Origin of the sequence: Ensifer sp. B1-9 (assembly GCF_050474445.1) — a bacterium.
In the GTDB taxonomy this organism is placed as follows: Bacteria; Pseudomonadota; Alphaproteobacteria; order Rhizobiales; family Rhizobiaceae; genus Ensifer.
Genome location: NZ_JBCHVG010000009.1, coordinates 103,531 through 124,386, shown reverse-complemented (window position 1 = coordinate 124,386; position 20,856 = coordinate 103,531). Strand labels below are relative to the sequence as shown.

The window sequence follows — 20,856 nt, the reverse complement described above, 5'->3', positions numbered from 1 at the left end:
CATGCCGATTGCCAAACCCAATTTGACCCCGGTTTCAAACGCGCGCGAGGAACTTGTCGTCGCAAGGCAGATGCACCAGGCGCTCGTCCTGCATTTCCTGGAGGGGCTGACCCAGTCGCAGATTGCCGAGCGGCTCGGCATCTCCCAGCCAACCGTCAATCGGTTGATCAAGCGCGGCCGGCAGCTCGGCCTGGTCGAGATCAAGATCAAGTCGCCGATCGAGCCGCTGGTCGACATGGAGGAGCAATTGCTGGCGATCGGCGGCATCCGTCGGGCGATCGTCGTGCCGACCGTTTCCGACAACCCGCAGACCGGGCTCCAGGCGGTCGGCGAGGCCGCGGCGCGATTGCTGCTCGAAGAGATCGGCGACGGCGATACCATCTGCATCACCGGCGGCAAGGGCGTCAGCGCCGTCGTCGCCGGGCTGCAGGCACCACGCCGCTTCGATGTCGAGGTCATCCCCGCGACCGGCTGTGTCCAGGGCAAGCACTATACCGACGTGAACCACGTCTCGACGCTGATGGCCGACCGGCTCGGTGGGCGATCCTACCAGATCCATGCGCCGCTCTTTGCCGACAGTGCGGCAGAACGGGCGATGCTGATCAACATGCGCTCAGTGGCGGACGTCTTTAAACGAGCGCGCGAAGCGAAGGTCGCGGTCGTCGGTATCGGTTCGATCCTCTCCGACGATTCGAGCTACTACGACCTCCATCCGTCATCCAGCACCGACCGGGCGGCAATCGAGCGTTCAGGTGCAAGCTGTGAGCTGCTCGCGCACCTGCTCAACGATGAGGGCCAAGTCTGCGATTACAGCCTCAACCGGTCGCTGGTGTCGCTGACGCTCGAGGAGTTTGCTTCGATCCCGACGAAGATCGGCGTGGCGTGCGGACCGAACAAGGCGGGGCCGATCTTGAGCGTCATGCGAGGGCACCACCTCGACACGTTGGTGACAGACGAGGCGACCGGCGAGCGCGTTCTCGCCATGGCAGGCGAAAAGGGACTTCTGGCATGAGCGGGGACCAATTGATACGCGAGATCGGCCGATCGGGCGTGAAGGCTTCTGCCGTTGGGCTCGGCACCTGGGCGATCGGTGGTTGGATGTGGGGCGGCACCGACGAACGGGAATCGATTGCCGCGATCCAGGCCTCGCTCGATGCCGGCGTGACGCTGATCGACACGGCGCCGGCCTATGGCCTCGGGCGCTCGGAAGAGATTGTCGGCAAGGCATTGGCCGGCCGCCGTGACAAGGCGGTGATCGCCACCAAATGCGGGCTCGTCTGGCACACGGACAAGGGTCGGCACTTCTTCGACCAGGACGGCAGGCCGGTGCATCGCTATCTCGGCCGCGACGCAATCCTCCATGAGGTGGAACAGAGCCTGAAGCGGCTCGGCACCGACTATATCGACCTCTACATCACCCATTGGCAGGACCCGACGACGCCGATCGACGAAACCATGAGTGCGCTCGAAGAGCTGCGCAAGGCCGGCAAAATCAAGGCGATCGGCGCCAGCAATGTCGGCCGCGGCGAATTGGAGCAATACATCGCCGTCGGCGGGCTCGATGCGATCCAGGAGCGCTTCAGCATGATCGACCGCCAGATCGAGACGGAGCTGCTGCCGCTGACCAGGCGCAGCGATGTCGCGACGCTTAGCTATTCCTCGCTGGCGCTCGGGCTTCTCTCCGGCGGCATCGGGCCGGAGCGTGTCTTCTCGGGCGACGACCAGCGGCGGGACAATCCACGCTTCTCGGTCGGCAATCGTGAGAAGGTCGCGGCCTTTGCCAGGTCGATCCGGCCGATCGCCGAGAAGCATGGCGCGACGGTCGCCCAGCTCGTCATCGCCTGGACGCTTGCGCAGCAGGGCGTGACCTTCGCGCTTTGCGGCGCGCGCAATCCGGCGCAGGCACTCGACAATGCCCGGGCCGGAACGATCCGGTTCGATCCTGACGATCTTGCAGGGATCGACGCGGCCATAGCGGCGACGCTCGTAAACATGGACAGCTAACGGACTGCCATCATGAACCGTGAAGAGATTTTCAGCGGGCTCGCCAAGAGCCCGAAGGTGGACGTGTGCGTCCTCGGCGGCGGCATCAACGGCCTCAGCGTCTTTCGCGAGCTGGCGTTGCAAGGGGTGAACGTGCTGCTCATCGAGAAGCACGACTACTGCTCGGGCGCAAGCGCGGCTTTGTCGCGCATGGTGCATGGCGGGCTTCGCTATCTCGAAAACGGTGAATTCAGCCTGGTGCGGGAATCACTCGTCGAGCGTGACCGGTTGCTCAAAAATGCGCCTCACTATGTGGCACCGTTACCGACGACGGTGCCAATCTTCGATATCTTTTCTGGGCTTGCGAATGGCGCCGTGCGGTTCCTCGGGCTGACGCGCCGCCCGAGCCGTCGCGGTGCGATCGCAGTCAAAGTTGGCCTCGGCATCTATGATTTCCTGACGCGCAGGCGGGCGCTCATGCCGCGGCATGCCTTTCGCGGGCGGCGCGCGACGCTCGCCCATTGGCCGGCGCTCAATCCCCAGGTCAAGAGCTCCGCCACCTATTACGACGCCTGGGTCAGCCAGCCGGAACGTCTCGGCATCGAGCTCTTGAAGGACGGTCTCGCCGCCGGTTCTCATGCTCGTGCGATCAATTATGCGGAGCTGAGACTTTCAGCTCCCGGGCAATACGAACTGGAGGACGGCATTACCGGCGCCGTTGCTCCGATCGAGCCCAGCCTCATCATCAATGCCACCGGCGGCTGGATCGATATCGCCAACGGCGCTCTGTTTCCCGCGACGTCAAAGCCGGCGCCGTTGATGGGCGGCACCAAGGGATCGCACCTCATCATCGACAACCCCAAGCTCATGGACGCGCTCGATGGCCACATGATCTACTACGAGAACGAGGATGGGCGCATCTGCATCCTTTTCCCGTACCTCGGCAAGGTGCTGGTGGGCTCGACGGACATCCGTGTCGATGATCCCTCGACGGTGCGCTGCGAGCGCGACGAGCGCGACTACATCCTGCAATCGCTTGCCTTTGTGCTTCCATCGATCCGGATCCATCCGGAAGAGGTGGTCTTCCAGTTCTCCGGCGTGCGCCCGCTACCGGCGAGCCAGGACAGTTTCACCGGCCGCATCCCGCGTGACCATTTCTGTACGTTCGTGGGCGGAGCCGAGGACGGTGCGCCGGTGCTCTGCATGATCGGCGGCAAGTGGACGACGTTCCGCTCCTTCGGCGAGTTGGCGGCCGACCTCGCGCTGGAGCGCCTGGGGCGCCAGCGCCGCGTGTCGACTGGCGAGCGCGCGATCGGCGGCGGCCGGCACTTCCCGTCAGATCGAGATGCATGGATCCACGATGTCGCCTTGGCGACCGGCCTTTCCGAGGCGCGGATCGACGTCCTGTTTAAGCGCTACGGAACGGACTCGACGCTGGTCGCCGATTTCATCGCCGGCGGTGCCGATCACGCCCTGCCGCATCCTGACTATTCGACACGCGAGATGCAGTTTCTGATCCGCAACGAGGGGGTCGAGCATCTCGACGACCTGCTGCTGCGCCGCACAACGCTGGCGATATCAGGTGAGCTCTCGCTTGATATGACCGACGCCGTTCTCGCCTTGCTCGCGACCGAAAAACACTGGCCGCCGGTGCTCGTTGCCGCAGAGCGTAAGCGATTTCTTACCATTCTCACCGAGCGCCATGGCGTCGGCGAGGAAACCCTTTCCGCACGGAATGAACAAAGGAGTGCATTATGCGAAACAACCGCAAGGTCCGGATGAACCGTCTCTTTGGCGGGGGGCGTTGTCTCGATGTGGCGATCGATCATGGCGTCTGCAACGAACCGTCCTTCCTCAACGGCCTCGAGGATATGTCCGCCGTGGTGAAGGCGCTGGTCGCCGCCGCGCCGGACGCGATCCAGATGAATTACGGCCAGGCGGACCTGCTGCAGGATGTGCCCGGCAAGGACAAGCCGGCGCTCGTCATGCGTCTCGACATGGGCAACCCCTATAACCGCATCCGCCACCGGCACATGTGGGCGGTGTTGCAGAACGAGGCGGAGCCGCTGATCGGCGCGCTGGCGATGGACGCGGCCTGCGTCGTCGTCAATCTCTTCATGCTGCCGGATGAGCCGGAACTCTTCCGGCAATGTGTCGTCAACATCTCGCGGGTCAGGGCCGATTGCGAGAAATACGGGATGCCGCTGATGATCGAGCCGCTGGTGATGCAGCCGGTCACTGAACATGGCGGGTACATGGTCGATGGCGATGCCGAGAAGATCGTGACGCTGACCCGGCTCGCGCGCGAAATGGGCGCGGATATCGTCAAGGCAGACCCGACCACCAATGCCGAAGATTTCCACCGGGTCGTTGAGGCAGCGCGCTGCCCGGTTCTGGTGCGCGGCGGCGGCAAGGAGGATTTGCGCAGCGTCTTCGTCAAGTCTTCGGCCTTGATGCGCCAGGGCGCAATGGGCATGGTCTATGGCCGAAACATCTACCAGCACGCCAATCCGAGCGCCGTCGTGCGCGGCCTGATGGCGATTGTGCATGAGGACGCAAGCGGCGAGGAGGCCTACGCGCTCTACCAGCGCGGTTGAGGCTTCGCGATGGGACATTGCTCTGGAAGCGCGAGTCTTCCGTTGACGGAGGAAGCGCTGCTGCTGTGAATACGGCGGCGGCGCTGCATGCAAATGAGTTCAGAACCTTGGGAGGGGTTCGCTGATGGGAGAGTATCTGCTCGGGATCGACGCCGGGAACACCGTGATCAAGGCTGTGATCTTCGATCGTCGCGGCAACGAGATCGCGATGGCGGCGGAGGAGGGGCATAGTCATGTGCCGAAACCCGGTCACGTGGAGCGAGGGCTCGGCGAGCTCTGGAGGCATGCAAAGGTGGTGATCCGCGCCTGCATCGAGCGCGCCGGTATCCCGGCGAGTGAGATTGTGGCCATCGGCTGCGCCGGCCATGGCAATGGCCTCTATGCCCTCGATCGCGGCGGCGAACCGTTGCTTGGCATCCAGTCGCTCGACACCCGCGCCGCCGGCCTCGTCGAGGAATGGCAGGCCGAAGGCGTCGGCGAACGCACCTACCCGGTTGCCGGGCAGAGGCCCTGGCCATCACAGACGCCGACGCTGCTTGCCTGGCTGAAACGCCATCGGCCGGATCTCTTTGCGAGGATCGGCACGGTGTTTCTCTGCAAGGATTTCGTCGTCAATCGTTTGACCGGAGCCCGCGTCAGCGAAGTCTCCGATATGAGCGGTGCGGGCCTGATCGACGTTGCCGCCCGACGCTACGATGCCGCGCTGATGAAGGCATACGGGCTCGGCGAATGCCTGGGCCTGCTGCCCGATCTCGCCGAGAGCGCCGACATCGTCGGCAGGGTGAGCGAGGATGCCGCGGCGCAAACCGGGCTCGCCAAGGGTACGCCGGTTGTTGGCGGTCTCTTCGACGTCGTCGCCTCGGCGATCGGCTCCGGCGTTACCCGCACTGGCGCGGCCTCCATCATCGCGGGCACCTGGAGCATCAACCAGGTGATCATCGATCAGCCCGATCTATCGAGCCCGCTTTTCATGTCGGCGACCTTCGATCGCAAGCGCTATATGGCGATCGAGGCAAGCGCGACATCGGCTGCCAATCTCGAATGGCTGGTGCGCGAATTCTTTCCGCACGATGCCAGCGACGGCCGATCGCCCTTCGACCTCTGCTGCCAGCTGGCGGCGGAGGTCGAGCCGGCGGCAAACGATCCGCTCTACCATCCATTTCTCTATGGCGCACAGCAGGATGGCAATGCGCGTGCCGGCTTCTACGGTATCGCCGGTTGGCACACGAAGGGCCATCTCGTCCGTGCCGTGCTCGAAGGCGTCGCCTTCGGCCACCGACAGCATATCGCGACACTGCGTGCCGCCGGCGCGCTCTTCGACGAGGCGGTGCTCTCGGGCGGCGGATCGCGTAGTCTCATCTGGCCACAGATCTTTGCCGACGTGCTTGGTGTGCCGGTCACGGTTGCCCGCTCGCGAGAGACCGGCGCGTTGGGTGCCGCAATCGCGGCTGGTGCCGGGATCGGCCTCTTCGCAGACATCGCCGCCGGTGCTGCCGCAATGGTCCAAACCGAGCGCTACTACCGGCCGAATACTGCGCTCAGTGCACACTATGACCGGCGTTTCACGCTCTACGGCGAGATCGCCGCCGCCATGGCGCCGATTTGGCGCCGGCTGGCCACACCCGCGCCATTGGTGAGGGAGGCGGCGGAGTGATCCGGCTTTCGGGGTGGCGCGCTGCCGTTTGCCGGGCCTGCAGGAGGCAGATCCGCTTTCGGGAGGGAGCGTCGGCTTAGCGGGGGCACCGCCGCGCACCCACCGCCTCGTCAGAACCGCATGTTGATGCCGGCCTTGATGACGTGGCTGTTGAGGTCCTTTTCGCTGGAGCCCGAAATGGTGCTGGTGCGGACATCCGGCGTGGTGATGTAGTTGTATTCGATCTTGGCCGAAAGACCGCCGGCAAACGCTTGTTCGATGCCGGCGCCGAGCAGATAGCCGCCCTTGAAGCCCACATCGTTGCGAACGTCGCCGCCTTTCTTGTAATTGGTCATCGCATAGCCGGCGGTACCGTAGACGAGTGTCTGGTCGAAGGTGAGACCGGCCTTCGCCTTGATCGCACCGCGCCATTTTTCCTTGAGCTTGCCGCCATTGACCTTGTGCTCGGTGTCGCCGAGATAGGAGCCCTCGATTTCGGCGCCGACGATGCCGGGACCGGCCTGCATGTTGTAACCGGCCTGGACACCGAGCGCGACGCCGTTGCGATCGGCGAAGGGGTTAGGGCTGCCGGTGAAGCCGAGGCCGCCATGCGCACCGAGATAGGCACCGCTCCAACTAAAGGCTGGCGGATCTTGATAATCGTTCGCGGTGAAGTCGGCCGCCTGGGCCTGCTGGACACCGAGGACGGTTAACAGGGTCAGACTGGACCAGATCGAAAACTTGCTGGAATGCCGCATGATATTGCTCCGTGGATTGGATGGGGCGCCCTTCGCGACGCCTTCGGTCTTCCGTTTCGCGTCTCGTGCCGGGTAGCGCGGTCGCGAAGCTTGGAAGATGCGCATCCTTTGTCGGCCCCACGGATTGCGCCAACATTGCACAAATCTACTAAGCTGCTGATTTTACTATTAATTATATGTTAACTACGTTCCCCGCGCCGACCCTGGTTTACACGGCAGGCAGATTGATGCGGAAGCAGGCGCCGCCGGAGGGCTCGTCGACGACGGAGATATGCCCCTTGTGGCGGCCAATGATCTCGCTCACCAGATGCAAGCCGAGACCAGCGCCGTGATCGCGCGGCTGCAGGCGATGGAACGGCTCGAAGATTCGTTCGCGCTCGCGTTCGGGAATGCCGGGGCCCTCGTCGGTGACTTCGATCACGCCGCCGCGTTCGACGCGAATGGTGATGAGGCCGCCGGCATGTTCGATGGCATTGCGCACGAGGTTGGTGACGGCGCGCCCGATGGCGCCCGCGTCGCCGCGCACGAGGACCTGGTCGACGCCAGGCGCGAAGGAAAGGTCGCAGCCGGCCGAAAGCGCCAGCGGAGCGAGATCCGCGGCCACGTCGCGGCAGAGCGATACCAGGTCAAGCGAGATGAAGTCCGCGTCATCGCGCTCGATCCGTTCGAGATCGAGGAGCTGTTCGGCAAGCCCGGCGATGCGATTGGAATCGATCAGCAGCCGGTTCCTGAGCGGCCCGGCATCCATGCTTTCCAGCCGCGTCTGCAGGATCGCCACCGGGGTCCGCAGTTCATGCGCCGCATCCAGGATGAAACGCTGTCGCCGCTCGTATCCCTCATCGAGCCGCTGCAGCGCGCCGTTGAAAGCCTCGACCAGCGGTCGCACCTCGGCCGGAACGCGGTGATCCGACAGGCGGGCGCCACGGCGATCGACATCGATCTTCCTGGCCTGGTCGACCATATCGGAGAGACCGGCAAAGGCGCGCCTGACGATGATCGGGATGGCGAAGGCCGGGATCAGCACGACGATCAACACGATCGGCAGCAGCAGCAGATTTGCCAGCAGGAACACGGCGAAGGACGCGCTCCACAGGCGACCGCCGCCCGCAAGCACCGTGTAGGTGCCGCTTTCGGTGCTGACCGAGCGCACGATCGATGAGAGGGCGTAGGGTTCGACGCTGTCTCGTATGTCGCCAAAGGCGATCCGATCCAGGTGCTCGCCGATGTTGCGGTAAGCGTCGGGCACGGGCCCGCTGCGGATTATGTCGCCGCGTTCGTTTCTCGCGATGAACCAGAAATCGGGGGACTCGGCCCGCATGGCGAGCAACTGCGCCGTCTCGACCAGCGTCAGTCCGCCGCCCGGTTTCGACCGGATGGCCCCGGCTGCGACCGAAGCTGCATCGGCATCGAGGAATTTTCCCCCAAGATCGGCACGGGTCAACAACGCCATGAAGCCGGCGATGACCGCCATCAACAAGAGCACCTGAAAGGTGAGGATCTGCCAGATCAGGCGCTTCTTCAACGAGTTGACGGATGACGTGCTCATGGCGAGGGTCTCAGCAAATAGCCGACGCCGCGGATGCTGTGGATCTCCACGCCGGCAGCGGAATCAGCAAGCTTCCGCCGCAGCCGCGAGACATGCGCGTCGAGTGAGTTGGATTGGATCTCGTCATCGTAGCCGTAGACGGACTCCTCCAACGTCGAGCGCTGCACGGTGCGGCCTTGCCGCCGCGCCAGCGTTTCCAGCACCAGCAGTTCTCGGCGCGGCAGGTCGAGCAACTGGCCGTTCACCTGCGCCTGCCTGCCCTCGAAATCGAAGACGAGTTTGCCGATGCGCGCCGTCATGGGGGCGATATCCGGCGAACGGCGCATCAGGGCGCGAATGCGCGCCAACAATTCTTCGACGGCAAAGGGCTTAGCGAGATAATCGTCGGCGCCCATGTCGAGGCCACGGACACGCTCATCGACCGCGCCGCGCGCGGTCAGAACGATCACGGGAATTCCGGACTTCAGCGCTCGGACGCGTGGGATGAGCGAGAGCCCGTCGCCGTCGGGCAATTGCCGATCAAGAATGATGCCGTCATGCACCCGACTGGTCAGGGCAGCCAATGCATGGTCGAGCGTTGGCGCATGATCCAGGATCATGTCGTAGCGACCGAGCGCGGCGCCGAGCGCCGTCGCCATTTCCAGCTCGTCCTCGACAAGGAGCAGGCGCATTGAATTCTCCGAACACGATTGATGTCGCCTCACGTCTGGTCGACGAGGATTGCAGCAACGTTGCGGCGCATGCGTGCGCAGCGTGTGCCGGTTCTAGCGGGACACGCAATGGCACGGCAATGCAGCCACGCCCGGCTTTACCGTATCCGGTCGCGGTCGTGTCGGATCGCTAAGGTCGCCAGCGGCGGCTTGCCGCTGGCAGCGACAATTCAAGGGCCGCTGTGGCGCGGCGGCATTGGATACCGTCGCTCCGTGGGGTTTAGGCGACGGCCATTATCCGCTGGAACGCCTCGTAGGCCGCGAGAACCGTTTCCTTCTGGGCGTCGTGGCCGGCGATGAAGGCATCGCCGTAGATGGTTTCATCCGGATATTCGGTGATCAGCGTCAGCGGCGCCGTATGGCGCTCGTCGACAGAGATCATGCAGGGGAAGCCATTGATGATGCGGAAGCCGGTTTCGCCGGCATGGGTCTCGTAAAGCGCGATCTGGGCGTCGTTATAGGCGAGCAGGCCCGGGACGGCGGCGAGCCTCACGGTGACTTCCGCGATCAACTGCTCGGCACGTGCCGCCCATTCGCCATGGTGCCGCATGATCAGGAAGAAGCCCTTGGGCAGGGTCCACATGGCAAAGCCGCGGGGCACGTAACCCGACAGCGGCCGGGTCCACTCATGCGACGGATAGCCGTGAAGATTGACGTGGAGCTGCGCACCGGTAAGGCGCTCGGCCTCTTTACGGATTTCGCGCTCGTTGAGCGCGGTGCCGGTGCGATATTCGAGGTCGTCGCCGAGCGCCGTATAGCGGGCGGCATGGTGCATGTGCAGCGGGTTGTCCGCGCGCAGCCGCTGGTGCACGGCGTAGCCGTCGGGGTTTTCGAGCGGCGAGATGGTGAAATGCGTGCCCGGTCGGGCGGCGAGCACTTGAGCGGCGCGAAGTGCGCCGACGATGCCGGTCGTCTCGTTTGGATGCTGACCGCCGCTGATCATCACAGCAGCATCACTTCCCTTGTGATAGCGGGCCTTGACGGACCGGCCGGCACGCGATTGCGCTTCGAACGGCTGCCCGGCGATCGCGGCCAACTCGGCATGGATCTGGGCGACCGTGAGCGGCATTTCAGCGGTTTCGATCGGCTGGGCTTCGCCCTCGGCATCACCTACCTGCAGGGGCCGTGCTTTGACGATGACGGTGGGCCTGCCGACACCGAAGACGATCTCCGGAATGATCTGCCCAGGTTTCAGCCCGCGGTCGCCGAGCGGCCGGCCGGACTTCTTTTGGAAGACTTCGAGCAGCGAGAAGTAGAAATCCTCGTGCAGGGCCTCGCGAAGGCTCACCACCTCTTCGCCGACGGGCAGGCGGAAGTCGGTGATTGGCAGGGTCACGCGGATGTTGAGCTCTTCGAAATAGGGCTCGCTTTCGCCCCAGGCATGATCGGCGATCGCCCGCATGGTTCCGGAAAAGAGACGCTCATAGTCGGTCTCGAGAGGGCATTCGCGGCATTTGTCGCAGCCCTCGTCGAGCCGGACCCAACCTGTCGGCGACAATAGCGTTTCGCCGACGAAATCGGAGTGAATGCGGTTGGGCGCAAAGACTGTATGGTTTTCCTGACGCCCATCGCGGAAGGTCAGCGCGACGTCATAGGTAAAGGCGGCCTTGCTACCGGCCTCGAAGCGGATCTCCGCGTCGCCAACGAGTGCCGCGAGCGGATAAGCTTCCAGCAGGAATCGGTTCTGCAGCGCGCCTTCATGTTGGGGATAGCTGACGACGACACGGGCGAGCGTCGTGCGGTCGACTTCCTCGAGGAAGAAATGCAGCAGCGGCTTGTAGGCGCTGCGGAGCTTTGCCTTGACGCCGAAGCTCGCGAGCTTCTGTTCGGCTGCCTTGCGGCTGGCGGCATCGTCGAAAAGCCAGGCTTCGAGCTTGGTGCCGCGGGCGGCTTCCTTGCCGTAGGTGGTAAGAAGGGTGTCGAGCGTGCGCTCGAAGGCGCCTTCGAAAATCGTCGTCATCGTGAAGTTCTGCCGGTTGGGTCGAGACTGTCGCGCAGCCAGTCGCCGAGAAGATTGAGGCCGAGAACGGTGAGCAGGATCGCAAGGCCCGGGAAGACGCTGACCCACCAGGCGTTCTGCAGATAGGTGCGGCCGTCGGCAAGCATGCCGCCCCAGCTCGGGATCAGCGGGTCGACGCCGAGGCCGAGGAATGTAAGGCTGCTTTCGAGCAGGATGTTGTTGGCGACGTTGAGCGTCATCAACACGATGACCGGCCCGATCAGATTGGGCAGCAGATGCTGGAAGAGAATCTTGTAGTCGCGCACGCCGATGGCCCGAGCCGACTGGATGAACTCGCGCTCGCGCAGCGACAGCACCGATCCGCGAACGAGCCGGGCATATTGCACCCACTGCGATACGATCAGGAGGATGATGGTATTGGTAAGCCCGCCGCCGACGATGGCGATGAAGGTGATCGCAAGCAGGATGAACGGCAGCGCGAGCTGCACGTCGGCGAAACGCATGACGAGCATGTCCCAGAAGCCACGATAGTAGCCGGAGACGAGCCCCATGATCACGCCGACGACGACGGCGCCGGCAACCGAGGTCAGACCGACGAGCAGCGAGATCTTGCCGCCGGCGACCACGCGGGCGAGCACGTCACGCCCCAGCGGGTCGGTGCCGAGCGGATGCGCCCAGTTGACGAAGGGCGGGGTGAGGCGCGCCATCAGGTCGATCTTGTCGACACCTCCCGGAAAAAGCACGCCGGAGAAGATGACGGCGAGGCAGATGCTGCCGGTCAGGAAAGCGCCGAGGATGAATTCGAGGTTGCGGAAACGGGCGAAACGGGCGCTGGCGGCCTTGGTGGTCATCGGCTCACTCCGTCCGGATGCGTGGATCGACGAGGCCGTAGGCGATGTCGACCAAGAGGTTGACGAACACGATCATCAGCGAAAGCACGGTAATGACGGCTTGAAGCACGGGGTAGTCGCGCGAAGCGACCGCGTCGAAGGCGAGCGTGCCCATGCCCGGCCAGTTGAAGACGAGCTCAACGACGACGATGCCGCCAAGCAGGCCGCCGAATTGCAGGCCGAAATAGGTGATCAGCGGGATCGCGCAGTTACGCAATGCATGTTTGTAGAGCACCTTGCTCTCACTGAGGCCCTTGGCGCGGGCGACCATGATGTATTGCGACTGCAGCGTTTCCAGCATGGCGGTGCGCACCAGTCGCACGTTCGTCGCCGTCAGGATGATGCCCATGGTCAGCGCCGGCATGATGAAGCTCGCGAAGCCGTCCATGCCGCTCGGCGGTAGCCATTTGAGCACGATCGAGAAGAGCAGCACCAGCATGATCGCCAGCCAGAAGTTCGGGAAGGAAAGCCCGATCAGCGACAGGATACGGATCGTCTGGTCGGCCCATTTGCCGCGGGCGACGGCGGCACGGATGCCGAGCGGAATGGAGATGGCGATCGAGACGATCAGCGAGGCAAAGGCAAGCAGCATGGTCGCTGGCAAGGCCGAGGCGATCAGTTGCGAAACGGGCGTGCCGCCGAGGAAAGAGCGGCCGAAATCGAGCGTGAACAGGCCTTTGATGAAATCAAAATACTGCGCCAGGAACGGCTGGTTGAGGCCGAGCCCTTCGCGGATGCGCACGAGGTCTTCCTCGGTGACGCTGCCGGCGCCCTGCGCCAGCATCAGTGCGGGGTCACCGGTGAACCGAATGGCATAGGAGACGGTCAGCGTCACGACGAACACGACGAAGACCGCCTGCAGAAAACGTTTGATCAGAAATCCGGCCAAGTGACCCGCCCTTTTTTGAAAAGTGGTCCGCCGCCTCACGGGGTAAAGCGGCGGACCGGATTGTTTACTCGACCGTCACGTCCGTCAGCCGCAGGCGGCTGTCCGGTACTGGCGCGAAGTTCTTGACCCGCTTGCTCACGCCGAAGATGGCGTTGAGGTTATAGAGCGGCATTTCGAGCGCGCGGTCGGCGGCGTAATTGGCAATCTGCTTGAGGATCTCCTCGCGCTTGGCACGATCGGTGATCGAACGCTGGGATTCGAGCAGCTTGTCGAGATCCGCGTCCTTGTCGTAGGGGTTCCACTTTTCGCCGGAGTGGTACATCGAATAGGCGGTGTTGTCGTAGTCGAGCGTCCAGCCGCCCCAGGACTGCTGGAACATCGCGCCGGTCTTGCCGGCCGGGATGATGTCGTTCAGGAGAACGTTGGTTTCGTAAGGCTTGATCGTCGCGTTGATGCCGATGAGCTGCAGGTAGCTCGCGATTGCCTGCACCACTTCGTTGAAGGTCGCGTCGTTACCGCGAACGTCGATCTGCACCGGGGCACCGGGTGCTACGCCGGCTTCCTTCAGCAGCGCCTTGGCCTGTTCCGGATCATAAGGCAGCGGCTTCATAGCCTGGTCGAAGCCGAAGGAGAGCTTACCCTGGAAGCTGGCGATTGGGTCCGCCTGGCCGCCGAGGATCGACTGGATGATCGTGTCGCGGTCGACGCCGAGGATCAGCGCCTTTCGGACCTTCGGATCCTTGGTGATGCCGTCGCGCGTGTTGAAGCGCAGCGCGTAGACCGTCGGTCCCGGACTGGTGACGATTTCGAGGTTGCTGTCGTCCTGGATGGTCGGGATCATACCGATCGGAATGGTCGGCGGGATGACGAGATCGACGCGGCCGGCCTGCAGTTCGGCGACGGCGGTCGCCGGCTCCGAGATGAAGCGGTAGTTGAGGTTCGAGAGCTTCGGCGCGCCGCCCCAATGGTCGGCAAAGGCTTCGAGCTTGATCCCGACCTTCGGCTCATAGGAGACGAACTTGAACGGGCCGGTACCGACCGGATGGGCGTTGAAATAGTCCTCGCCCTTTTCCTTTATGTAGTTCGGCGGCACGATCATCGCGCCATAGCCGGCAAGCTTGGTGAGCAGCACCGGGTCTGGAGTCTTGAGAACAAGATCCACGGTCTTCTCGTCGACGATCTCGACCTTCTCGATCACGGCATAGTTGGACTTCTGCGGGCCCTTCGAGCCTTCCTCGCCGAGCAGGCGGTCAAAGGTGAATTTCACCGCTTCAGCGTTGAAGGGCTCACCATTGTGGAACTTGACGCCTTCGCGCAGCTTGAAGCGCAGGCGCTTGCCGCCGTCGAGCTCTTCCCACGACGTGGCAAGGCCGGGCACGAGCTTGAGATCCGGACCGCGATAGGTGAGGCCATCGTAGATGTTGGTGGCAACGGATGCCCAGTTGACGAGGAAGGTGTCGACCGGGTCCCAGCTTCCCGGATCCTGCGGCGACGATACCGTCAGCGTGCCAGCGGCAGAGGCTGGGGCTGCGGTCATGAAACTGCCGGTCATCGCAAGCGCGATGAAAGCGGCGTGGATCCCCTTTTTGTTGATCATTTACTCACTCCTGTTTCGACAGCCTTCTCTAGGAAAGAAAGCGGCTTACGCGTCCATGGCCACGAAGTGGCCAGGGGCGATTTCTTTGCGCGGCAGGACCACGGGTTCGTTGCCGACACGGCGGATAGGGCTCGGGATTTCGCCCTCCAGAATCGCGCGCTCGCGGCCCTTGCCGGGCTCGGCGACGGGGACGGCCGAAAGCAGCCGGCGCGTATAGGGATGGGATGGCGTTTCAAACACTTGGCTGCGGCTGCCGAACTCCATCACTTGGCCGAGATAGAGCACGGCGACGCGGTGGCTCATGCGTTCGACCACCGCCATGTCATGGCTGATGAAGAGATAGGCGAGGCCTTCCTGTTCCTGCAGTTCCATGAACAGGTTGATGATCTGCGCCTGGATGGAGACATCAAGCGCCGAAAGCGCCTCGTCGGCGATGATCAGCTTGGGGCGAGAGGCAAGCGCGCGGGCGATGCACACGCGCTGACGCTGGCCGCCGGAAAATTCGTGCGGATAGCGCTTGGCGTGCGCCACCGTCAGGCCGACGCGCTCCAAGAGTTCGTGAACGCGCTTTTCGATGTCCTTCTCGCCAAGGATCAGGCCATGGGTACGGATCGGCTCGGCGATCGAGAAGCCCACGGTCTTGCGCGGATCGAGCGAGGCGAAGGGATCCTGGAAGATGTACTGGATTTCCTGCTTCAGCCGCTGCCGCTCAGCATAGCTCATGGCCGAGACCGGGCGGCCGCCGAAGAGGATCTCGCCCGATGTCGCGGCCTGGAGCTGCTGGATCGTGCGGCCGATCGTCGATTTCCCCGAGCCGGATTCACCGACGAGCGCCAGGGTCTCGCCCGGGAAGATTTCGAAGCTGACGTTTTCGATGGCATGCACGCGGTGCGTCGCCTTGCCGAAGAGGTTCTTGCGCACGTCGAAGCGGGTCACGAGATCGCGCACCGAGAGGATCGGTGCGGTTTCGTAGCGGGCGGTGCGCTGGATATGGACGTCGCCGACGCGCTTCGGCTCGCCGTCCACCATGACGGTCAACGGCAGGCGCTTCGGGAATTCCTCGCCCGCCATGCTGCCGAGTTTCGGCACGGCGGAAAGCAGCGTCTGGGTATAGGGGTGCTTGGGCGCGGCGAAGATCTCCCCGATGGGACCTTCCTCGACCTTGCGGCCCTTCCACATGACAACGACGTCGTCGGCCATCTCGGCGACCACGCCCATGTCGTGGGTGATGAAGATCACCGCCATGCCGAGTTCCTTCTGCAGGTCTCGGATGATCGTCAGGATTTGCGCCTGGATGGTAACGTCGAGTGCCGTGGTCGGCTCGTCAGCGATCAGCAGCTTCGGCCGGCAGGCGAGCGCCATGGCGATCATAACGCGCTGGCGCATGCCACCGGAAAGCTGGTGCGGATAGCGGCCGATCAGCTCGGCGGAATCGGGAAGCCGCACCATGTCGAGCAGACGGCGCGTCTCGGCGAGTGCTTCTGCCTTCGTCATCTTCTCGTGCAGCATCAGCACTTCGGCGACCTGGTCGCCGATGGTGAAGACCGGGTTCAGCGACGTCATCGGCTCCTGAAAGATCATTGCGATCTCTTTGCCGCGGATGGCGCGCATGGTCTTCTGCGGCGCGGCGGTCAGGTCGATCTCGCCGTCCTTGCCGCGAAACAGGATGCGTCCCGTCGGGAACTGGCCGCCCATCATGTCGGCAAGCCGCATGATGGAGAGCGAGGTCACCGATTTGCCGGAGCCGGACTCGCCGACGATCGCGAGCGTGCGTCCCGGCGTCACGGCGAAGCTCAGGTCTTCCACGACCGGATTGCCGTTGAAGGCGACGGAAAGCTTTTCAACGGCAAGCAGTGGCGCGGGCGTATCGACGGTCACGCGGTCTTCCTCGTTACAATGTGGTCGCGGCGCGCGCGGACTGTTCATAGGCGCCCGACATGAAACGCAGGACGGCGGCGATCTCGGAAAGCGTCTCCTCGGAAGGGCGCGCTTTGGCGGTAGAGGAAACCAGCAGGCGCTCGCGGATCTGGGCGTAGCGCGTACAGGCCTCTGCCCCCTTGTCGGTGATGCGGATGGTCTTTTCCTTGCCTTCCTTGCCCGTCGTCACCAGGCCGGCGGCTTCGAGCTTGCGGATGGCATAGGTCGCGACATGGGTGTCTTCGATATCGAGCACCAGGCAGATGTCAGCGAGTTTCTTGCCGCGATCGCGATGGCGGATCGTGTGCAGGATCAGGATTTCAATCGCGGAAAGACCGGGTACGCCGGCGGCTGCCATGCAGCGTATCATCCAGCGGTGAAAGGCATGCGATGCGAGGATCAGCCCGTACTCCACTTCGGAGAGCCCGGGGGAGCCGCCTTCGGCAAGGTGCGCGGAAGAGACAATTGGGCCGATGGCCGCGACCGGCTTTAGGTGTTCGGGCAGGGCATTTTCGGCCCATTCCCGACCTTCGAAGCTCTCCTCCGACTTCTTCGTCATTCAGCTCTTCCTCATCTTGACGATTTTATGTCATCATTTTATCGACATTTTGTCAACGAACTGCTTTGATGAATTTCCGGGCTTGCGCAGCGATAATGATGCGGCTCGCGAACGAGAGGGATGGACAATGAGCGCACGCGAAACCGGCAGTTGGGACTTCTGGATCGACCGCGGCGGCACTTTCACCGATGTCATCGGTCGCGATCCTGAAGGGATGCTGCATGCGCGCAAGGTGCTTTCGGAAAATCCGGAAGCCTATCGCGACGCCGCCGTCCAGGGCATCCGTCTGCATCTCGGCCTTGCGGCCGGTGCTGCGATCCCGACCGGCCTCATCGGCGAAGTGCGCATGGGAACGACGGTCGCCACCAACGCCCTGCTCGAGCGAAAGGGTGAACCGCTGGCGCTGGTGACCACCAAGGGTTTCCGCGATGCCCTGAAAATCGGCTATCAGGAGCGCAAGAAGATCTTCGCCACCGAAATCGTCAAGCCGGAAGCGCTCTATCAGGACATTGTCGAGCTGGACGAACGTGTTCTGGCCGACGGCGTTGTCGAGCAGCCTCTTGATGAAGCAAGGGCGCGCGCGGCACTCGAAGACCTCAAGGGCAAGGGCTACAAGGCCGTCGCCATCGTCTTCATGCATGCCTATAAATATCCCGAGCATGAGGCGACCGTCGCACGGATTGCGCGCGAGCTTGGCTTCGAACAGGTCTCCGTCAGCCACGAAGTCTCGCCGCTGATCAAGTATGTCGGGCGCGGCGACACCACTGTGATCGACGCCTATCTCTCCCCGGTCCTTCGCCGCTACGTCGCTCAGGTTTCGAGCGAACTCGACGTCGCGCGCACCGGTGCGCGCGTCATGTTCATGATGTCGTCGGGCGGCCTGACTGCGGCCGATATGTTCCAGGGCAAGGATGCGATCCTGTCCGGCCCGGCCGGCGGCGTGGTCGGCCTTGCCAAGACCGGTGAAGCCGCAGGCTTCGATCGTGTCATCGGCTTCGATATGGGCGGGACCTCGACCGACGTTGCCCATTTCGACGGTGAATATGAACGCGCGTTTGAGACCGAAGTGGCCGGTGTGCGGGTGCGTGCGCCGATGATGTTGATCCACACGGTAGCGGCCGGCGGCGGCTCGATCCTGCATTTCGACGGCGAGCGTTTTCGCGTCGGTCCCGATTCAGCCGGTGCCAATCCCGGTCCCGCCTGCTACCGCAACGGCGGCCCGCTCGCGGTCACCGATGCCAATGTCATGCTCGGCAAGCTGCTGCCGGAGTTCTTCCCGGCGCTTTTCGGCCCGAACCAGGACGAACGCCTTGACGTCGAGACCGTGCGCGACCGTTTCGCTGCGATGGCAGCCGAGATCGGCGATGGTCGAAGCCCCGAGGATGTCGCCGATGGTTTCATCCGCATCGCGGTTGCAAATATGGTCGAGGCGATCAAGAAGATTTCCGTACAGCGCGGCTATGACGTGACGCGCTATGCGCTGAGCTGCTTCGGTGGCGCCGGTGGGCAGCACGCCTGCCTGGTTGCCGATCAGCTCGGCATGAAGAGCATTCTCGTACACCCGATGTCAGGCCTGCTTTCGGCCTATGGCATGGGGCTTGCGGATATCCGCGCCACGCGCCAGAAGGCGCTCGGCGTCCCGCTCGATGACAAGGCGCCGGCGGCGCTTGGCGCCCTTGGTGCCGAACTGGAAGTCGAATGCCTCGGCGAACTCGAAGCGCAAGGTATTCCCCGCGACGCGATCCGTACGCACCTGCGCGCCCATATCCGCTATGCCGGCACGGATACGGTGCTCGCCGTCGAGGCGACATTCCCTGATCATGATGACATCACCCGCCTGCGCGCCGAGTTCGAGATCCTGCACAAGCGCCGCTTCGGCTTTGTCGCCGAGAACAAGGCGCTGGTCATCGATGCCGTCGAAGTCGAGACGGTCGGCGGCGGTGCCGCCCAGATGGAACGCGAAGCCGGCTCGGTCACCGAGGGAACGCCGGCTATCGCGCGGCGTACCCGCTTTTATTCGCAGGGCCAGTTCCATGATGCGCCGGTCCTATTGCGCGCGGAGATCGCCCCCGGCCAGCGGCTCGATGGTCCGGCGATCATTATCGAGCCGAACCAGACCATCGTCGTCGAGGATGGCTGGCAGGCGGAGCTGACGGCCAAGGACCATATCGTGCTCACCCGCGTGAAGGCTCTCAAGCAGCAGAGTGCGATCGGCACCCATGCCGATCCGGTCATGCTGGAGATCTTCAACAACCTTTTCATGTCGATCGCCGAGCAGATGGGCGTGACGCTGCAGAACACCGCCTATTCCGTGAATATCAAGGAGCGGCTCGATTTCTCCTGCGCCGTCTTCGACAACCGGGGCAACCTCGTCGCCAACGCGCCGCACATGCCGGTGCATCTCGGCTCCATGGATGCTTCGGTCGCGACTGCGATCCGGGAGAACCCAGTGATCCGGCCAGGCGACGTATTCCTCATCAACGCACCCTATAACGGCGGCACGCATCTGCCTGATCTCACCGTCTGCACGCCCGTCTTCGACGACGCCGGCAAGGAGATCCGTTTCTGGGTCGCAAGCCGTGGCCATCATGCCGACATCGGCGGCATATCGCCGGGCTCGATGTCGCCGCTTGCCACCAACATTGAGGAAGAGGGCGTCTACATCGACAACTTCAAGCTCATCGATGCTGGTCGCTTTTGTGAGGAGGAGCTCGAAGCGCTCCTCAATGGCGCGCGCTACCCGGTGCGCAACATCCTGCAGAACGTCAACGATCTGAAGGCGCAGGTGGCTGCCAACGAGAAAGGCGTCGCCGAACTCAAGAAGATGATCGCCCAGTTCGGCGAAGACGTGGTCGAGGCCTATATGGGCCACGTCCAGGACAATGCCGCCGAGAGCGTCCGTCGTGTGCTCGACCAATTGCCGGATGGCGAGTTCTCCTACGAGATGGACCAGGGCTGCAGCATCGTGGTCAGGATCACCGTCGACCGCGACAAGCGCGAGGCAACGGTCGATTTCACTGGCACGTCCGAGCAGCGCGGTGACAATTTCAACGCGCCGGCGCCGGTGACCCGCGCGGCGGTGCTCTATGTCTTCCGCGTGCTCGTCGAGGCCGATATCCCGATGAACGCAGGCTGCCTGCGTCCCATCCACATCGTCATCCCCGAGGGTACGATGCTGACGCCGCGCTATCCGGCCGCCGTCGTCGCCGGTAACGTCGAGGTCAGCCAGGCAGTGACCAACTGCCTGTTCGGTGCGGTCCAGAGCCAGGCGGCCGCCCAAGGTACGATGAACAATCTCACCTTCGGCAACCAGAACTACCAATATTACGAGACCATCTGCTCCGGCGCGCCCGCCGGCCCCGGCTATGGCGGCGCCGACGCGGTCCATACCCACATGACCAACTCGCGCCTCACCGATCCGGAGATCCTCGAAACCCGCTTCCCGGTGGTACTCGAAGACTTCCACATCCGCGTCGGTTCGGGCGGTCGGGGCCAATGGAATGCCGGCAATGGCACGAAGCGCACGATTCGTGCCCGCGAGACGCTGGATTTCGCCATCCTCTCCGGCCATCGCCGTATAGCGCCCTTCGGCATCAAGGGCGGCAGCCCGGGCGAGCTTGGCCGCAACCTCGTGCGCCGCAATGACGGCCGGATGGAGGAATTGCCCGGTTGCGCCCACACGATTCTTAAGGCTGGCGAAGCCTTCACCGTGGTGACGCCGACCGGCGGTGGCTACGGCCGGCCGTAAGTCTCGAGAATAACGATCTCCCAAGACTGCTGCGGCGGTCTGCGGGCGGACGAGAAATCGTCCGCCCGC

At 63.6% G+C, this 20,856-nt stretch carries 15 protein-coding genes; 6 read left to right on the top strand and 9 right to left on the bottom strand.

Annotated elements, in window-relative coordinates:
* Position 1: 1 nt before the first annotated feature.
* From ACQ5BM_RS18045 to ACQ5BM_RS18025, 5 genes are all read left to right on the top strand, one after another.
* The gene (locus ACQ5BM_RS18045) at positions 2 to 1,012 is read left to right on the top strand and encodes a sugar-binding transcriptional regulator (RefSeq protein WP_429813934.1); all 1,011 of its coding nucleotides are present in this window, start codon (positions 2 to 4) and stop codon (positions 1,010 to 1,012) included.
* A complete protein-coding gene (locus ACQ5BM_RS18040) occupies positions 1,009 to 2,004 on the top strand; it encodes an aldo/keto reductase (RefSeq protein ID WP_429813933.1) in 996 nt (331 codons plus the stop codon). The genes ACQ5BM_RS18045 and ACQ5BM_RS18040 overlap by 4 nt, the downstream gene beginning before the upstream one ends.
* A gap of 12 nt (positions 2,005 to 2,016) precedes the next feature.
* Entirely contained in the window at positions 2,017 to 3,765 is a 1,749-nt protein-coding gene (locus ACQ5BM_RS18035; protein ID WP_429813931.1) for an FAD-dependent oxidoreductase, read from the top strand.
* On the top strand, positions 3,738 to 4,580 hold the full coding sequence (locus ACQ5BM_RS18030; protein ID WP_429813928.1) for a class I fructose-bisphosphate aldolase: 843 nt from the start codon (positions 3,738 to 3,740) through the stop codon (positions 4,578 to 4,580). The genes ACQ5BM_RS18035 and ACQ5BM_RS18030 overlap by 28 nt, the downstream gene beginning before the upstream one ends.
* A 124-nt stretch (positions 4,581 to 4,704) precedes the next feature.
* On the top strand, positions 4,705 to 6,234 hold the full coding sequence (locus ACQ5BM_RS18025; protein ID WP_429813925.1) for an FGGY-family carbohydrate kinase: 1,530 nt from the start codon (positions 4,705 to 4,707) through the stop codon (positions 6,232 to 6,234).
* A gap of 110 nt (positions 6,235 to 6,344) precedes the next feature.
* Here ACQ5BM_RS18025 and ACQ5BM_RS18020 read toward each other — a convergent pair whose 3' ends face one another.
* The 9 genes from ACQ5BM_RS18020 to ACQ5BM_RS17980 form a co-directional block, all read right to left on the bottom strand.
* Complete coding sequence (locus tag ACQ5BM_RS18020) at positions 6,345 to 6,971, bottom strand: outer membrane protein (protein ID WP_429813924.1); 627 nt, start codon at positions 6,969 to 6,971, stop codon at positions 6,345 to 6,347.
* 208 nt (positions 6,972 to 7,179) lie between these two features.
* Positions 7,180 to 8,517 (bottom strand): sensor histidine kinase, encoded by a 1,338-nt coding sequence (locus ACQ5BM_RS18015; protein ID WP_429813921.1) that lies wholly within the window; start codon positions 8,515 to 8,517, stop codon positions 7,180 to 7,182.
* Entirely contained in the window at positions 8,514 to 9,188 is a 675-nt protein-coding gene (locus ACQ5BM_RS18010; RefSeq protein ID WP_429813918.1) for a response regulator transcription factor, read from the bottom strand. Before ACQ5BM_RS18010 ends, ACQ5BM_RS18015 begins: the two co-directional genes overlap by 4 nt.
* Positions 9,189 to 9,447: 259 nt before the next feature.
* On the bottom strand, positions 9,448 to 11,187 hold the full coding sequence (locus ACQ5BM_RS18005) for a M14 family metallopeptidase (protein ID WP_429813915.1): 1,740 nt from the start codon (positions 11,185 to 11,187) through the stop codon (positions 9,448 to 9,450).
* Positions 11,184 to 12,038 carry an ABC transporter permease gene (locus ACQ5BM_RS18000; protein WP_429813913.1) on the bottom strand — a complete coding sequence of 285 codons (855 nt, stop codon included), beginning with the start codon at positions 12,036 to 12,038 and terminating at the stop codon, positions 11,184 to 11,186. The genes ACQ5BM_RS18005 and ACQ5BM_RS18000 overlap by 4 nt, the downstream gene beginning before the upstream one ends.
* A gap of 4 nt (positions 12,039 to 12,042) precedes the next feature.
* Complete coding sequence (locus tag ACQ5BM_RS17995; protein WP_173519662.1) at positions 12,043 to 12,966, bottom strand: ABC transporter permease; 924 nt, start codon at positions 12,964 to 12,966, stop codon at positions 12,043 to 12,045.
* Between the two features lie 64 nt (positions 12,967 to 13,030).
* The gene (locus tag ACQ5BM_RS17990) at positions 13,031 to 14,518 is read right to left on the bottom strand and encodes an ABC transporter substrate-binding protein (RefSeq protein ID WP_429814456.1); all 1,488 of its coding nucleotides are present in this window, start codon (positions 14,516 to 14,518) and stop codon (positions 13,031 to 13,033) included.
* A 90-nt stretch (positions 14,519 to 14,608) separates the two neighbouring features.
* Complete coding sequence (locus tag ACQ5BM_RS17985) at positions 14,609 to 16,441, bottom strand: dipeptide ABC transporter ATP-binding protein (RefSeq protein ID WP_429813909.1); 1,833 nt, start codon at positions 16,439 to 16,441, stop codon at positions 14,609 to 14,611.
* Positions 16,442 to 16,454: 13 nt separating this feature from the next.
* Positions 16,455 to 17,039, bottom strand: a complete 585-nt coding sequence (locus tag ACQ5BM_RS17980) for a winged helix DNA-binding protein (protein WP_173519665.1) — start codon at positions 17,037 to 17,039, stop codon at positions 16,455 to 16,457.
* Positions 17,040 to 17,166: 127 nt separating this feature from the next.
* On the opposite strand from ACQ5BM_RS17980, the gene ACQ5BM_RS17975 reads away from it, so the two are divergent.
* On the top strand, positions 17,167 to 20,787 hold the full coding sequence (locus tag ACQ5BM_RS17975; protein ID WP_429813906.1) for a hydantoinase B/oxoprolinase family protein: 3,621 nt from the start codon (positions 17,167 to 17,169) through the stop codon (positions 20,785 to 20,787).
* Positions 20,788 to 20,856 lie beyond the last annotated feature (69 nt).

What these genes read in the sequence shown, in the direction of transcription:
- ACQ5BM_RS18010 (WP_429813918.1), bottom strand. Translation starts at nt 9,188, where the DNA reads ATGCGCCTGCTCCTTGTCGAGGACGAGCTGGAAATGGCGACGGCGCTC.
- ACQ5BM_RS18000 (WP_429813913.1), bottom strand. Translation starts at nt 12,038, where the DNA reads ATGACCACCAAGGCCGCCAGCGCCCGTTTCGCCCGTTTCCGCAACCTC.
- ACQ5BM_RS18020 (WP_429813924.1), bottom strand. Translation starts at nt 6,971, where the DNA reads ATGCGGCATTCCAGCAAGTTTTCGATCTGGTCCAGTCTGACCCTGTTA.
- ACQ5BM_RS18005 (WP_429813915.1), bottom strand. Translation starts at nt 11,187, where the DNA reads ATGACGACGATTTTCGAAGGCGCCTTCGAGCGCACGCTCGACACCCTT.
- ACQ5BM_RS17990 (WP_429814456.1), bottom strand. Translation starts at nt 14,518, where the DNA reads ATGACCGGCAGTTTCATGACCGCAGCCCCAGCCTCTGCCGCTGGCACG.
- ACQ5BM_RS18035 (WP_429813931.1), top strand. Translation starts at nt 2,017, where the DNA reads ATGAACCGTGAAGAGATTTTCAGCGGGCTCGCCAAGAGCCCGAAGGTG.
- ACQ5BM_RS18025 (WP_429813925.1), top strand. Translation starts at nt 4,705, where the DNA reads ATGGGAGAGTATCTGCTCGGGATCGACGCCGGGAACACCGTGATCAAG.
- ACQ5BM_RS18030 (WP_429813928.1), top strand. Translation starts at nt 3,738, where the DNA reads ATGCGAAACAACCGCAAGGTCCGGATGAACCGTCTCTTTGGCGGGGGG.
- ACQ5BM_RS18015 (WP_429813921.1), bottom strand. Translation starts at nt 8,517, where the DNA reads ATGAGCACGTCATCCGTCAACTCGTTGAAGAAGCGCCTGATCTGGCAG.
- ACQ5BM_RS17980 (WP_173519665.1), bottom strand. Translation starts at nt 17,039, where the DNA reads ATGACGAAGAAGTCGGAGGAGAGCTTCGAAGGTCGGGAATGGGCCGAA.
- ACQ5BM_RS18040 (WP_429813933.1), top strand. Translation starts at nt 1,009, where the DNA reads ATGAGCGGGGACCAATTGATACGCGAGATCGGCCGATCGGGCGTGAAG.
- ACQ5BM_RS17975 (WP_429813906.1), top strand. Translation starts at nt 17,167, where the DNA reads ATGAGCGCACGCGAAACCGGCAGTTGGGACTTCTGGATCGACCGCGGC.
- ACQ5BM_RS18045 (WP_429813934.1), top strand. Translation starts at nt 2, where the DNA reads ATGCCGATTGCCAAACCCAATTTGACCCCGGTTTCAAACGCGCGCGAG.